The sequence below is a fragment of the Catalinimonas alkaloidigena genome, from assembly GCF_029504655.1.
In the GTDB taxonomy this organism is placed as follows: domain Bacteria; phylum Bacteroidota; class Bacteroidia; order Cytophagales; family Cyclobacteriaceae; genus Catalinimonas; species Catalinimonas alkaloidigena.
Window position 1 is genome coordinate 20747 of the sequence record NZ_JAQFIL010000002.1, and the last position, 14063, is coordinate 34809.

Here is a 14063-nt window from a genome sequence, read left to right on the forward strand (position 1 = left end):
ACTCGGTATATAAATCAAAGTACGATAAGCTAGATATAGAACAGGCTTTTCACACTTTTCACCTTCTTTCTTCTTATCTTGCCAGAGTTAACAAGATAGAAAACTTAAGATCTCAATTTTATATGCTTATTGGATATGCAAGAGTCTCCACCGTGGATCAAAATCTCAACCTGCAAAAAGATGCTTTAGAAAAAGCAGGGTGCGAACGCATCTTTGAAGATACCATTTCCGGTGCCAGAGCAGAACGACCAGGGCTGGCTAAGTTGAAGGAGCAACTTAGGTCGGGAGATACTTTGGTAGTTTGGAGGTTGGACCGTCTCGGAAGGACCTTACGGAATCTTATTGAGTGGGTCACATGGTTAGAAAGTGAAGGTATCGCATTTAAGAGTTTACAGGAATCTATTGATACCACTACTTCAGGAGGGAAACTCATCTTCCACATGTTCGGAGCTCTTGCAGAGTTTGAAAGAAACTTGATCCGAGAAAGAACTCAGGCTGGCTTATTGTCTGCAAGAGCCAGAGGCAGAATGGGTGGCCGCCCTCCTTCCCTGGATAAAAAGAAACAGAAGTTATTGGTTAAGCTCTATCATGATAAAGATCACAGCATTACTGAGATCCTGGAGATGTTCCATATCTCCAAGTCTACACTCTATAAAATCGTGCGTGAAAACCCACCTGAAATCACTGCAAATATTCCTCATCAGTAACTACTTCTAACCATTCAGTAGGACCATTTTGCCTGCCGGTAATTGCGATTTGAATAAACGCCTGATCCGCACTTGCCCCATGCCAGTGGGGGACATTGGGTGGACACTTTACCACATCTCCTTTTTCAAGGGTTCGTTTCGGACTGCCTTTCTCCTGATAGTAGCCCACGCCTCCGGTAGCCAGTATAATCTGTCCTGCCGGATGTATATGCCAGTTCGTCCTTGCCCCTGCTTCAAAGGTAACACTGCCCACCGCATTTTTATTGACGCTATCCGCCGTAACTAGCCCGGTCAGCCAGGCATTGCCTATAAAGTTGTTGTTGGTGATTTTTTCGCCTTTGGGGTAAAGCAAATCATCGGCTTGCTTATGAAGGTTGGTTGCGTCCTGATCATCAGTATTACTACAGGCAATCATAGTACTGGCTAAAACTGTCAGCGCCAAATTCTTTATCTTAATCATATTTTGTGTTTAATAGATTGTTGAATGCAGATTATTCTCTGGAAGACATGACTTCAGACAGTACTTCTCTGCCCACATCTGCCTCTGGCCTTGCCTACATTCTCTTCAATTACAGATAGAAGATCCTCAAGTTGAGTTTCTGTGATGCCAATATTTAATGCGATGCCCATATGGCCTTGTGCCATCGGTTCTACGCCTCCCATACTTAGCAGGGCTGATAGGGTTGCAATCTCCCGCTGTGTGTAAGTAAGAATATCCCGGCCAAAAATATCGGCAAACAAATGTTCTTTCAAGAATACCTCAATGATAGGGCTGAAAGCAGCATAACCCTTCTTTGGCCCGTCTAGTGGCTGACCGACGAGTTCTTCCAACACCTTTTTACCTTTCTCATATTTGTCTTCGCCCTCGTCCTGGAGTGCTACTTCCCGGCCTACTTCATCTTTGATGCCTCTGGTCTGCCGATCTTCCACGACTGTCATCATAGTTTGCAGTCCGCGGATGCTGCGGGGAAAACCACAATAGGCATACAGATGCACCAGTACTTCCTTGCTTTCATTGATCGTCAGACCAGCATCCAACCCACTATTCAAGGCTCCTTGCAGTTGCTCCAGATTACCAAGAGCGGTGAAAGCAGCAATGGTCACAATGGACTGTTCTTTGACGTTTAATCCCGAATCGGCATTCTCCTTGGTCTGTGCGAGAATACTTGTGGTATCGCTGAGTTGAAATATAAATAAGGCCAGGAATTTGATAATCTTCATGGTATTGGATTTAGTCGTTTTTTGAATTCAATTTCATTTAACATTTCATAGAGGTGAAACTCACACTATGGTAAGGCAAAGGCCATAATAAAACCGGAAGGATTCTCTTCTGTGCCGCCCACTGAAAGAGCAACAAACTGTTTACCCTTTATCGAATATGAACAAACATTAGCATTATTGGCAGCTGGTAAAGTAGTCTCCCAAACTAAATTGCTCGTTTCCTTATCAAATGCCCATAACTTTTTATCCGCTGCTCCACTGATAAACACCAGGCCTCCTGCCGTAACCATGGGCCCGGACCGCCCTAACAAACCTGTTTGTTCTCCTAGTATTTCTTCTAGTTTTTCGTCATTCCCTAAGGGAATTTGCCATTCGTATTCGCCAGTAGAAAGATTCAGCGCGTTCAATGTTCCCCATGGACCTTTCATTGCGGGGTTTCCACTCGGACCAGACCATGTTCTATAAGCAGAAATATTACCATACCGTACAGCTTTCGTTGTATCTGCGCTATCTATCGGTTCTTCGTTCTCCTGTCCGGTTTTATCATACAAAAATGCTATGAGTGCTTCTTCTTCCGAGTCAGTGAGGACCCCTCTATAACCGGGCATCTGACCACCACCCATCCTTATTTTTTCCAGTGCTTCCTCTTCATCCATTCTGTCTGCCAGGTCTGCCAGGGAGGGGAATGTAGGATTTCCTTCTTTTTCTGCCCCATGACATGTGGAACAATGTTGTTGGTAGACCACTCGTCCCCTTTCAAAAACTGTATTATCGCGGGCTGCAAAATGCTCGTCTATATCTACAATTGTTTGAATTTCAGGCAAATTATTACCTCTGATGTAGAGATACGTTGTGTTAGGATCAAAAGCCGTCCCCCCCCAATTCGCTCCCCCTCGGGTAGCGGGGAGTGACAATGTGCCTTTTAAATCCGGTGGAGTAAACAGACCTTCATACCTTACTGACCTGAATTGCTCCAGAATTGCCTGGTAATCATCATCAGAATAATGGTTCAAATCATCTTCGGTCATAAACTGTTTCACAAATGCTTTTGGCTTCGTGGGAAAAGGTTGTGTAGGCCAGGTCTCTTCACCGGGAAGATTTGAAGCAGGCACTTCTCGTTCCTCAACCGGATAGATAGGCTCACCGGTATCACGATCCAGCACAAACACAAAACCATGTTTGGTCACTTGGGTAACCGCTTCAATGTCTTTTCCATCTTTTTTGAGCGTCACTAAACTAGGTGGAGCAGGCAGGTCATAATCCCATACATCATGATGTACGGTTTGAAAATGCCATTTGTAATTACCGGTAGCCGCATCTAATGCTAATACACAATTACCGTAAAGGTTTTCTCCTATTCTGTTGGCTCCATAAAAATCATAGGAGGGAGACCCTAGTGCCAGGAAAACCATACCTCTCTCCATGTCAATACTCATTCCTGCCCAGCAGTTTACGCCCCCTGCATATTGGTAGGCATCCGGTGGCCATGTTTCGTAACCGGGCTCACCGGGATGAGGTATGGTGTGAAAGGTCCATACCAGCTCCCCTGTTTTGCAGTTATACGCTCTGATATACCCCGGAGGAGCTCCATAAAAATCTGGCAATCTGGAGCCCAGAATGATTAAATCTTTGAAAATTCTACCGGGAGTAGTGTTGGTAACTGAAATTTCCTCAGGGTCATCTCTTACCCCTTCATTAAGGCTTACTCTACCATTGGTTCCAAAAGATGGGATAATCTTACCCGTTTTGGCATCGATGGCCATTAGCGAGTTGCCAGCAGTGTACAAGATTCTCTTGTCCTCTCCATTTTCCCAATAAGTTACCCCTCTGCTGGCAGCACTAGGCTGCCCTTCTTCTAAAGTTTTGAATGACCAGATTTCTTCACCAGTTAATGCATCAATCGCATATACAGTCTGTTTACCAGAGTTGGCATACATTACACCATCAATGATGATTGGATTACTTTGACTTGAAACCGGTTCCTCCCCATCTGCCAGATCACTCATTTGGAAAGTCCAGACATTTTCTAATTCGCTCACATTTGAGAGATTGATCTGGTCTAAAGATGAGTAGCTACTACTGTGCGAATCCCCTTTATAGGCAGACCATGTTTGAAAAGTATTGTTATCAGAATCGTTGCCTGACAGACAGCCAGCAAACAGCAAAGTTATGAGTGCAAGGATTTTTGAAATATTCTTGTTGTGTTTTTGCATCATTGATCTTCTTTTAATTTTCTAAACATTATGGGCATGCTTGCCTCATCCATGGCTTCCATATCTACCAGCTTTAATGACTTTACCATGTTAAGGGTAGTGGTTTTGTACTTCTGGAAGTGAGGTGTTTTTAAGTGTTGCTCGTAAGCTGCTTGGCTGGCATATATTTCAAGAATTCTTACCATTGAGGGACTTTCCTTTGGATACATCGGAAAGATGGCAATGACGCCCGGCTCCAGTTTGACCGATGCTGCCGCTTCTTCTGTTAGTATAGCCTTGTATTCTTCCAGATAGGCCGGTTCAATTTCAATTTCTGCAATACGGATCATGGGGCGGCCTTCCGCCAATTTTTGCTGCGCCGAAGCGGGAAAAGCACCAACCATCATTAATACCAGACTCAAAAGAGAAATGAGTGGATTAAGAGCTTTAGTCTTAAAATCAGGACTTTGAATTATCATCATATTTTAGATAAATGTATTTGGGCGACATCTCCAGTGGATACTGTCCGCTGGGTGGCATTCCGCATCTGCTATTTGATCACTTCTATTTTTTGTAGCCACTTCGTTACTTCCTTTTCCGCTTCTTCTGCTTTTTTGCCTTGCATCACAAATAAAATTCCATCTCTCTCTATGCCTCCTTTGATAGAAAACCTTTCCATTATATTAGCATCAGGACACATTTCCTCTACCGTTTCAAAGCTGCTTCCCACGCCATACCCGGCATTGGTGTTGAAGGGGATGACGGTTTTCCCACTTAAATCATACTGATGCAAAAAACTTTTCATGGGTGGAGGAAGTCGCATACCCCAAGTCGGGAATCCCAGGAAGATGGTATCGTATTTGTCCATCTCAATCTTGGTTTTCAAAGGCGGCAAAAAACCATTTTCGTTCTCTTCGGCCACTTGATTTACAATGGCATCATAATCTTCAGGATAAGGTATTTCTAATTCAAGTGACACCAACTTTCCCCCTACTTTTTCATGTATCATTTCCGCAATGGCTTTGGTATTGTTGGTGCGGGATAAATAGACAATCAATACTTTGTCGGGATCAAAAACAGCATCGGTTTTAGTATGGATATCCTCAATTTGGGCGGAGGAACAAGCCGCAATCAAAAGAAAAAATGCTAGAAGCAGGTGCGCTAAAAATGTGGTTATGTTCATTATAAAGACGTTATATAGGACACCAGCAGGGCCACCTCTTCCCCCGCAAGCTGACTTTCGTAGCTCGGCATGACGGGCATATAACCCGCCACAATTTTCGCGTTTGCATTTATGATCGACTCGCGAAGATATGCTTCGTCCGCCGTTACCGTACGGCCATCCTGCAGAGTTACCTCGCTTCCGTAAAGGTCATACAGGGGCGGACCGGTAGAAGCCGAGGCATTCGGATCAACGCTATGGCATGTATCGCACTCCATCCGGCGAAAGAGCGCCGTACCGGTGAGCGATGTAGCGGCCGCCGTCTCGGCAAGAGGCACCCCGGTCGTGTCCGCTGGCATCGCCTCCGCCGTAGTGTTATCCGCCGGTGCTGCTTTTCCGGTGTATACCACGCGCCAGATGCGGCCCTTTTTATAATCGGAGATATAGAGCGCGCCGTCCGGTCCTGTGGACAGGGCCCATCGGGCGGTATTCTGCCGCGCCCCGGTCAGGGATAGGAGCTACCCCGGCAAAACCATCAGCAAAGGTCTCGTAGTCGCCGGAAGGCTGCCCGTTTTCGAAGGGCACGAAGACGACCTTATAGCCGCCCTGGGGAAGTGGAGCACGGTTCCAGGAACCGATGAAGGCGATGAAAGCGCCGCCCTGGTAGCGTTCAGGGAACTGCTTGCCCGTGTAAAAGAGCAGGTCGTTGGGCGCCCAGTGGCCGGGAAAACCAATGACAGGTTCTTCAAACTCACCGGCATACTTGCTTTCAGCAATGAGTATTTCTCCGTTGCCACCATATTCCGGGGAAAGCATAAGCGTATTCTTTACATGATCGTAGTATCCGTAGGGCCAACTAAACCGGTCGTCTTCATTTACCTTATACATGACTTCGGAGGGGAGTTCGGCACTCTCCTCGACAGTGTAGTAGTCCGGCCAGAGCGTGTGCAGCTGATCGCGCCCGTGCTGCATGACGTAGAGCGCATCGTTATCAATATTCCACTCGAGGCCGACGACGTTGCGCAGGCCCGTGGCATAGCGCGCCTCCGCGCTGAAGGTCTGCCCAGTTTGGTTGGCATCGAAGCGCCATATGCCGCCGTGTTCCTCCAACAGCGGGCAGGGTTCTATTCCCGGAGACCCCGGAGTGCGTTCCTGCTCCTGACAAGCGTTGGATGGCGCACCCACCGCCACGTAGAGGTTGCCACTGTTGTCGAAGGCAAAGGATTTGGATGCGTGGGAACCCTGCTCCGGAAAACCCTTGACAACGATCTCCGGCCCACCTTCGGGGACAAGTGCGCCGCCTTCGGGCATTGGCCAGCGATAGACGGCCGTGGTGTTGGAGGCCCAGATATAGCCGTTGTGGATAGCCATACCCGTCTCCCACAGAATACCATCACCCGTCCCGGTCATATCACTGAAGTACTGGATGACGTCTGCCCGGAAGTCGCCCGTGGTGTCGCGCAAGGCCACAATGCCACCCTCCTCGCTGCGTGTCTTCATATAGATGTCTCCGTTGGGTGCCACGGCGATGTGACGCGCGCTATGATCGTCGCGCAGGCCCAGGCTATCAATCACCAGCGTCGCACAAAATCCTTCCGGCAAGGTAATGCCACCGTTGTCGGGAGCACACACAATCTCAGTACTTACCTCCTCCTGGGTCTGCTCGGCACATCCCGCCATGAGCAGCGTCGCGAAAAGGTACAGCATAGACAGGCAGGGCTTGCGCAGGGCATACGAATGGGATAGGTACCAGTCGTGTTTTTTAAGGATGATGTTTTGAATGTCCATACTATGGATGTTTTAAATTTGACTAATTTGTTAGTCGAGTGGTATAAAGGCGAGACCGTTGTTTTGATTCATCGGGATCACCAGTTGGTTGGTCCCGGCATCGTAGCACATGGAGGCGGCATTCGGAATGTTACTGGCGATCAACTCGGCGGGCTCACCGGGACGTATACGGGAAACTCCTCCCTGCCTTACACTGCATATATATTTTGTGCCATCGGGCATGATCACCAGACCATCGCTTCCTGCCTGAGCAGCGTTTTCAGTTTTCAACAATTCCCCGCTTTCTGAAAATGTCAGTACCCCGGTGTTTCCAAAATTAGCCACGACGATATTTCCATCCGGATCAAAGGCAATACCGTTGGGTGCGTTGAGCGGCTTGCCCTGCACAAAAATAGTTGTCTCACCATCAGGTGTTACCTTCCATACCATCCAGGTATCGGGATTGGGATTTTCACCGGAAAAATCACCCGTCTGGGTGGCGTAAATGGTGCCATCTTCCTTCACTTCGATGTCGTTGATCCAGGGAGAATCCTCTATTCGGATTTCCTTTACAGGCTCACCCGTCTTCATGTCAAACTGACGAATGACGGCAACACTGGGATCATCATCACTGGTACCGCCATCACGATCAGCCACGTAGAGCAGGCCATTCATGATATCACTACCGAACGGCTCATTTAATACAAGGGGAGGGTGCAGGGTTTTTCGTTCATCGGAATTCTGAAGCCCGATCCATCGTAGGGTGTGCACCGATCCGTCATGGTTGATGAGGGAAACCCAGGCATCATTGGTTTGGACGTTCTGTGGCGCACCCCGGTTGGGTACCACAATGACACCCCGCTCCGGGTCATACGAACAACTTTCTGCTCCGTAGATGCCCCCATAGACTTTTACGTTCGATGAGATCGGCTCGAAGGTGCCATCAGCAGAGGGCATACCGATCGGATTTCCTACAGAATAAGACTTCGTCTCCTGCGTCTGCTGTGCAAATACCGAATCGGCTATGAGACTAACCACCATCACAATGGCAAAAATAAACTGGCGTATCATATTTGCCTTTTTAGGATTTCTTTTTTTCATAATTTATTGTTTAATTCTACTACTTTTCAATTTCATGCGTGTCACGTACACTGCTGAATGTCAAGTCCAACAGCTTCCAATCTTCATTTTGCTTTTTGTAGATTTCGGTCACAGTAAACTCATTTGACACCTCATTGCCCCTTACCACAGCCTGTAGTGTAATACGGTTCCAAAGGATGGCAGTGTCGTCAAAAAGTTCTACAGCAACATCATGTACTTCCGCATTCTTATACCAAATGCTTCCGGTTTCAATGATCTCCAGCTCTCTAACTTTTTTCCAGGTTCCACTCATATGAACAAATTTTGACTTGTCGTGGAAGAGTGTGGCAAGCTCATCTACATTTTTGTCTGCCATCCACTCCCACTTTTGTTTTGAGAGCTCCTTAAGTTCCTGTTCGGTGGTAGCATTTTGTGCCAAGGACATTTGCGCACTCATGATGATGAATAATAGTCCGATCATTGATCTTTTCATTTTGATAATTGGTTATGTTGTGTTTATTTCTATTGATTTATTTTATTTGATACTTATTGGTCGGTCAGTGCTGACTCTGCCGATCGTACTCCTACCACTTCAATCCTGGAGAAGTCGTTCCTAAACTCTTCCAACTCATCCGCAGTGAACTTGATGTCAATGGCTCCCAGATCTTCCTCCAGGTGATGCAGCTTGGTAGTACCTGGTATAGGGACGATAAATGGCTTTTGTGCCAGCAGCCAGGCAAGTGAGATTTGGGCAGGTGTAGCTTCCTTTCGGACAGCCCAGGCTCGGGTTAAGTCCAAGAGTTTCATGTTCTCCTGCAGAGCTTCCGGGGTAAAATAAGGAACTTCGGAGTGCCGTGAATCCTCTGAAAACCTACTGTATTCATTGAACTTGTCAGCGAGAAACCCACGACAAACAGGGCCCCAGGGAACAAAACCTATGCCCAACGCTTCACAAGTGTCCAGGATTTGATTCTCAGGAACTCGTTCAACCAGTGAATACTGGCTCTGGAGTGCCGTAATGGGTTGTACAGCATGGGCTTTTCGCAAAGTCTTAGGAGAAAGCTCAGAGACCCCAAAATGGCGGGCTTTGCCCTCTTTGATCAACTCACTCACCGTCCCTGCCACGTCCTCAATGGGTACCTCAGGATCAATCCGGTGTAGATAGAGCAAATCAATATAATCCGTTTGAAGTCGTTTGAGCATACCATCTACGGCTTGTCGAATATGTTCCGGTTTACTGTTTCGTCCAGTAGGCTGAGTATTCTCAAACTGGAATCCGAACTTAGTGGAAACAACCACCTGGTCACGAACGGGCTTAAGCGCTTCCCCAACAACCTCTTCATTGGTAAAAGGTCCATAATACTCAGCTGTATCAAAGAGAGTGACACCCCGATCTACCGCCCCACGGACTACCTTTACCATCTCTTTTTTAGGTCTGGGCGGGTTGTAATGGCCACTGGTCATGCTCATGCATCCTAAGCCGATAGGTGAGACTTCCAAAGAGCCGAGCATACGTTTCTCAGCAGAAGGGCTATTCACCGTCTTATTATTATTTGATTTTGCACTTGTCCATGCTGAAGACCCAGTAGTTAAACCGGCTCCGATCAGGGCTGAGCGGCTCAGGAAAGTACGTCGATTAACCCATTGAGTATCCTGGGCATGCAAACCTGAAGTATTTTTGTCCTTATTCATTTCAAAATTAAATTAACGTCCCACCATTTTTTGCATCTGTTCAGGATAGCGAGCCCCTTGTACTTTAACCTTTGCCATGACCTCATTGATTTCTTTGAGCTCATCAGCACTAAGCTTAATGTCTGCTGAGCCAACATTTTCTTCCAATCGGTGCAATTTTGTTGTACCCGGAATAGGAACGATCCACGGCTTTTGGGCAAGAAGCCAGGCCAAAGCGATTTGTGCTGAAGAGGCCTCCTTTTGTTTTGCTATCTTGCCCAGCAAATCAACCAAGGCCTGGTTAGCCTTGCGGTTCTCTTCAGAAAAGCGGGGTACAATGTTGCGAAAATCCTTGTCGTCAAACTTAGTATCTTCGTTGATCTTACCGGTCAAAAAACCTTTACCCAATGGACTGAAAGGCACCAAACCAATACCCAATTCTTCAAGGGTTGGTAGTATTTCCTGTTCAGGCTCTCGCCACCAGAGGGAGTACTCGCTTTGCAGGGCAGTTACGGGTTGAATAGCATGGGCTTTACGAATGGTTTGAACACCTGCCTCTGATAGGCCAAAATGCTTCACTTTTCCCTCCCGAATCAACTCCTTCACGGTGCCGGCTACCTCTTCTATGGGCACATTGGGATCTACCCGATGCTGATAAAACAAGTCGATCACATCGGTTCTCAAACGTTTCAGCGATGCTTCGGCCATGGCTCTTATGGTTGCAGGACGGCTATCCAGGCCTAGGGCTGTTTTACCTTCTTTAAAGCCGAATTTAGTAGCAATCACTACTTCGCTGCGAAATGGTGATAAAGCTTCACCCAGTAATTCCTCGTTGGCAAACGGACCATAGGCTTCTGCGGTATCAAAGAAGGTGATACCAAGTTCATAAGCTCTTCGGATGAGCCTGATCGCATCTTGCTTGTCTGTTGCAGGACCATATCCAAAGCTTAGCCCCATGCAGCCCAGGCCAAGGGCTGATACTTCCAGGTTGTCCTTTCCTAACATTCGCTTTTGCATAACTTTCTTTTTATGCAAAGGTCTTAATATTAAATCAGCTAAATGGTATACAGATTACGGGTAGTTCTACCAATATTACTGATTTGGAGATGCTCATCCACGAAGAAGTGAATGAGATAGCGCTTTTCTGCTATCATCAATATCTTCTTACTTCAATTGCGCTTTGAGAAAACTGATGACTTTATTTCTAATCTCATCGGTATCGAACATTTCTCCGAAATGCGGGGCATCTTTTACAATGATAAGTTCATTCTCTACACCTTGCGTTGTCAACCATGCACTCAACAATTGGGAATGCCTGGGAGAGACCAGATCATCTTTTTCGCCATGAATGATCAAAAATGGCGGGTCATTTTTGTCAACATAAGTCACCGGACTGGCCGCTTTGGCAAGATCGGGACGTGCCAGCGGGGCGGCTCCTATCAACTGACCTTCGGGGGATTTGGCGTTATCAGCACCGGGAAACAATATCAATTCCGCCGGACCATAAAAATCCACTACGGCTTTGAAACTGAATGATTTACTTGTTCCAGTCATATAAAAAGAGTTGACATTGTCATTGTTAGATAAACCCTGTAAGGAAGCCAGATGTCCGCCAGCGGAAAAACCCATCAGGGCAAATCGGTTGGTGTCGAAGCCATATTTGTCAGCATGATCATACAAAAAGGATACGGCACGATTGCTGTCCTGGATCTGGGCAGGAAAAACGGCCTGGGTGCTAAACCGATAGTCAATAGAAGCCAGGGCAAAACCGCTGCTGACGATTTCCGCCACGGTCTTTTTCATATAACCGATATCGGCATACTTGTCATTGCTCAACCACCCACCACCATGTACAAAAATCACCAGGGGAAGTTTCCCTGTCGCGTTTGCAGGTAAATAAATATCCAATAAGTGTTTTTGCAGGCTATCGTCGTTATAAGGGATGTTACCGTGCAAAACAGTACCCTGAGGAAAAATATCCATCACCGGGTTGGTTTGAGAAAAACCACAAGTGACAGCGATAAAAAAGGGCAGGAAAAATAGAATAGTAATTTTTTTCATAGGGAATCTCATATACTTCATGTAAAGCTCTTAGCATTTTTTAAGCTAAATGGTATACAAATTACTGATATATCTACCATTATTACTGATTTGGAGATGTTCATCTGTTAAGAAATGAATAAATCCTTAATTTAGGATGAGTTAAAACATCAATAATATGGAACTGCGACGTTTTGAGACCATAAACGACTACAACGTATTCAATAACAATGAAACGCTCCACCCACTGGTGAGTGTGGTGGATATTTCAAAGGCAAGTCCGAGACAAGCCTCCAATATGTATTTTGGTTTTTATACCATCTTTTTAAAACAAGTGAACTGCGGCGATCTGCGCTATGGCCGACATACCTATGATTACCAGGAAGGTACATTGGTATTCATTGCTCCCGGACAGCTCATTACTGTTGAAAACAAGGGAGAGACCTATCAACCAAAAGGTACAGCCCTGATCTTTCATCCGGATCTAATCCATGGCACTTCCCTTGGTCGGCATATGCAAGACTACACCTTCTTTGGCTACCAATCCAACGAAGCACTTCATGTATCCGAACGTGAAAGAAAAATTGTGCTGGATTGTTTTTCCAAGATTGAATATGAGTTAGACCATGCCATAGATAAGCACAGCAAAAAACTTATTGTAGATAACATTGAGTTGTTTTTGAACTATTGCGTCCGTTTTTATGAACGGCAATTTATTACGCGTGACAATGTTCATACGGGCATTTTGGAAGGGTTTGAGAATTTGCTGAACGACTATTTTCAAACAGACAAAGCACAGAGGCTTGGCTTGCCTTCCGTAGCCTGGTGTGCCAGCGAATTGAACTTATCACCCAACTACTTTGGTGATCTGGTGAAAAAAGAAACCGGCCAATCAGCCCAGGATTACATTCAAGCTAAGGTGATTGAGGTAGCCAAAGAAAAAATATTTGGCCCCAACAAAACAGTCAATGAGATTGCTTACGAATTAGGCTTTAAATATCCGCAGCACTTTAGCCGTTTCTTTAAAGACCGGGTAGGACAGTCTCCCAACAAATACCGTATGCTCCATGATAATTGATTGCCCATTCATATTTACAGTTCTGTGAGTGGATAGAGCTCTAACATATTGCATGTATCGACGCTTGCTTACCTGACTGGCAAGCGCTGTATCCTGGAGTAGTAGATAATTAATTTCAGTTCCTTATTCAGGGATGGACGTTTGAAGATTACCTAAGAAAGTTTATATGAAAGAGATCAAGGCCATCTGCGAAACATATAAAAAAGTAGATTTTAGTAAACAAAAGGCTGTGCTTGCTACTGTTGTGCGGGTAAGGGGGTCATCTTATCGTAGTCCGGGAGCACGCATGCTGATTACTGATGATGGCCGATGGACAGGTTCCATCAGCGGTGGTTGCCTGGAAGGTGATGCCTTGCGAAAAGCCCGCAAAGTGATGGCAGATAAACAAGCGATTACAGTTACCTATGATACCCGGGATGATGATAATAGCATTTTTAAAATTAATCTGGGCTGTAATGGAGTGATAGATGTCTTATTTGAGGTCATTGACCCAGCTGATGAATATAATCCCATATTTCTTTTTGAGCGAATCCTGCATGAGAATGAAGTGGCTTCATTAGCAACTGTTTTTTCCGGTAAGCCAGAAGTACTTGGAAAAAAAATATTACTGCAAAAATCCTTATTCAATCCACAAAACTTTAATCATCAAGGTTTTTCTAAGATGATTGAAAAGGATCTGTGGAAATCTATGGAAAATAAGCGATCTATTGCTGAAAAATATGAGATTGGGGGAGAAGCCTGTGAGGTGTTTATTGAACTGATACAACCTCCTATACAGCTGATGATCTTTGGAGGGGGCTTTGATGCCAGACCGCTTAGTGAAATGGGCAAAAAACTGGGCTGGTCAGTCACGGTTACCGATGAATGTGTAGCGCATATCGCTCCTTTATTTTTTCCCGATGCGGATAATCTGTCTTTATGCAACAGAGAGTTTATTGACCGGGATTTCCAGATCAGTTCCAACACTGCTTGTGTATTGATGTCTCACAACTATGAGTATGACAGGGATGTACTGAAGAAAATACTACCCTCTGAGACACCTTACATTGGTATATTGGGTCCCAGAAAGCGATTTGACAAAATACTAATGGACTTTGCCGATCAAAATATTGAATTATCAGAAAAGGACTGGGAGCGGATACATG

15 protein-coding genes are annotated in these 14063 nt (G+C 45.8%); 3 read left to right on the top strand and 12 right to left on the bottom strand.

Features of this window, described 5'->3' with window-relative positions; genetic code table 11:
* The first annotated feature begins 122 nt into the window (after positions 1–122).
* A complete protein-coding gene (locus OKW21_RS31615; RefSeq protein ID WP_277487956.1) occupies positions 123–707 on the top strand; it encodes a recombinase family protein in 585 nt (194 codons plus the stop codon).
* On the opposite strand, the gene OKW21_RS31620 is transcribed toward OKW21_RS31615, so the two are convergent.
* From OKW21_RS31620 to OKW21_RS31670, 12 genes are all read right to left on the bottom strand, one after another.
* The gene (locus OKW21_RS31620; protein WP_277487959.1) at positions 682–1167 is read right to left on the bottom strand and encodes a cupin domain-containing protein; all 486 of its coding nucleotides are present in this window, start codon (positions 1165–1167) and stop codon (positions 682–684) included. The two genes, OKW21_RS31615 and OKW21_RS31620, sit on opposite strands and share 26 nt — an antisense overlap.
* Positions 1168–1220: 53 nt before the next feature.
* Positions 1221–1928, bottom strand: coding sequence for a carboxymuconolactone decarboxylase family protein (locus OKW21_RS31625; RefSeq protein WP_277487960.1), 708 nt, complete (start codon positions 1926–1928; stop codon positions 1221–1223).
* Between the two features lie 65 nt (positions 1929–1993).
* Positions 1994–4144 carry a pyrroloquinoline quinone-dependent dehydrogenase gene (locus tag OKW21_RS31630; RefSeq protein ID WP_277487962.1) on the bottom strand — a complete coding sequence of 717 codons (2151 nt, stop codon included), beginning with the start codon at positions 4142–4144 and terminating at the stop codon, positions 1994–1996.
* Entirely contained in the window at positions 4141–4602 is a 462-nt protein-coding gene (locus tag OKW21_RS31635) for a putative quinol monooxygenase (RefSeq protein ID WP_277487964.1), read from the bottom strand. The genes OKW21_RS31630 and OKW21_RS31635 overlap by 4 nt, the downstream gene beginning before the upstream one ends.
* 68 nt (positions 4603–4670) lie before the next feature.
* Complete coding sequence (locus tag OKW21_RS31640; RefSeq protein WP_277487966.1) at positions 4671–5303, bottom strand: flavodoxin family protein; 633 nt, start codon at positions 5301–5303, stop codon at positions 4671–4673.
* Positions 5303–5641 carry a c-type cytochrome gene (locus OKW21_RS32840; protein ID WP_420870148.1) on the bottom strand — a complete coding sequence of 113 codons (339 nt, stop codon included), beginning with the start codon at positions 5639–5641 and terminating at the stop codon, positions 5303–5305. The genes OKW21_RS31640 and OKW21_RS32840 overlap by 1 nt, the downstream gene beginning before the upstream one ends.
* Before the next feature lie 70 nt (positions 5642–5711).
* Entirely contained in the window at positions 5712–7070 is a 1359-nt protein-coding gene (locus OKW21_RS31645) for a PQQ-dependent sugar dehydrogenase (RefSeq protein WP_277487969.1), read from the bottom strand.
* A gap of 30 nt (positions 7071–7100) precedes the next feature.
* On the bottom strand, positions 7101–7820 hold the full coding sequence (locus OKW21_RS31650; RefSeq protein ID WP_277487971.1) for an SMP-30/gluconolactonase/LRE family protein: 720 nt from the start codon (positions 7818–7820) through the stop codon (positions 7101–7103).
* 349 nt (positions 7821–8169) lie between these two features.
* Positions 8170–8622, bottom strand: coding sequence for a nuclear transport factor 2 family protein (locus tag OKW21_RS31655; RefSeq protein ID WP_277487973.1), 453 nt, complete (start codon positions 8620–8622; stop codon positions 8170–8172).
* Positions 8623–8675: 53 nt separating this feature from the next.
* Positions 8676–9821, bottom strand: coding sequence for an aldo/keto reductase (locus OKW21_RS31660; protein ID WP_277487975.1), 1146 nt, complete (start codon positions 9819–9821; stop codon positions 8676–8678).
* 12 nt (positions 9822–9833) lie between these two features.
* Positions 9834–10817, bottom strand: coding sequence for an aldo/keto reductase (locus tag OKW21_RS31665; protein WP_277487976.1), 984 nt, complete (start codon positions 10815–10817; stop codon positions 9834–9836).
* 147 nt (positions 10818–10964) lie between these two features.
* On the bottom strand, positions 10965–11861 hold the full coding sequence (locus tag OKW21_RS31670; RefSeq protein WP_277487978.1) for an alpha/beta hydrolase: 897 nt from the start codon (positions 11859–11861) through the stop codon (positions 10965–10967).
* A 157-nt stretch (positions 11862–12018) separates the two neighbouring features.
* Here OKW21_RS31670 and OKW21_RS31675 point away from each other — a divergent pair, with 157 nt between their 5' ends.
* Positions 12019–12918: a helix-turn-helix domain-containing protein gene (locus OKW21_RS31675; protein WP_277487980.1), complete on the top strand. Its 900-nt coding sequence runs from the start codon at positions 12019–12021 to the stop codon at positions 12916–12918.
* A 166-nt stretch (positions 12919–13084) separates the two neighbouring features.
* Positions 13085–14063, top strand: a 979-nt coding sequence (locus OKW21_RS31680) for an XdhC family protein (RefSeq protein WP_277487982.1), incomplete at its 3' end; no start/stop codon positions are given.

Bases quoted from the DNA above. Each gene is read 5' to 3' on its own strand.
- OKW21_RS31670 (WP_277487978.1), bottom strand. From the start codon at position 11,861: ATGAAAAAAATTACTATTCTATTTTTCCTGCCCTTTTTTATCGCTGTC.
- OKW21_RS31665 (WP_277487976.1), bottom strand. From the start codon at position 10,817: ATGCAAAAGCGAATGTTAGGAAAGGACAACCTGGAAGTATCAGCCCTT.
- OKW21_RS31660 (WP_277487975.1), bottom strand. From the start codon at position 9,821: ATGAATAAGGACAAAAATACTTCAGGTTTGCATGCCCAGGATACTCAA.
- OKW21_RS31630 (WP_277487962.1), bottom strand. From the start codon at position 4,144: ATGATGCAAAAACACAACAAGAATATTTCAAAAATCCTTGCACTCATA.
- OKW21_RS31675 (WP_277487980.1), top strand. From the start codon at position 12,019: ATGGAACTGCGACGTTTTGAGACCATAAACGACTACAACGTATTCAAT.
- OKW21_RS31615 (WP_277487956.1), top strand. From the start codon at position 123: ATGCTTATTGGATATGCAAGAGTCTCCACCGTGGATCAAAATCTCAAC.
- OKW21_RS31655 (WP_277487973.1), bottom strand. From the start codon at position 8,622: ATGAAAAGATCAATGATCGGACTATTATTCATCATCATGAGTGCGCAA.
- OKW21_RS31620 (WP_277487959.1), bottom strand. From the start codon at position 1,167: ATGATTAAGATAAAGAATTTGGCGCTGACAGTTTTAGCCAGTACTATG.
- OKW21_RS31640 (WP_277487966.1), bottom strand. From the start codon at position 5,303: ATGAACATAACCACATTTTTAGCGCACCTGCTTCTAGCATTTTTTCTT.
- OKW21_RS32840 (WP_420870148.1), bottom strand. From the start codon at position 5,641: ATGCCAGCGGACACGACCGGGGTGCCTCTTGCCGAGACGGCGGCCGCT.
- OKW21_RS31645 (WP_277487969.1), bottom strand. From the start codon at position 7,070: ATGGACATTCAAAACATCATCCTTAAAAAACACGACTGGTACCTATCC.
- OKW21_RS31625 (WP_277487960.1), bottom strand. From the start codon at position 1,928: ATGAAGATTATCAAATTCCTGGCCTTATTTATATTTCAACTCAGCGAT.
- OKW21_RS31635 (WP_277487964.1), bottom strand. From the start codon at position 4,602: ATGATGATAATTCAAAGTCCTGATTTTAAGACTAAAGCTCTTAATCCA.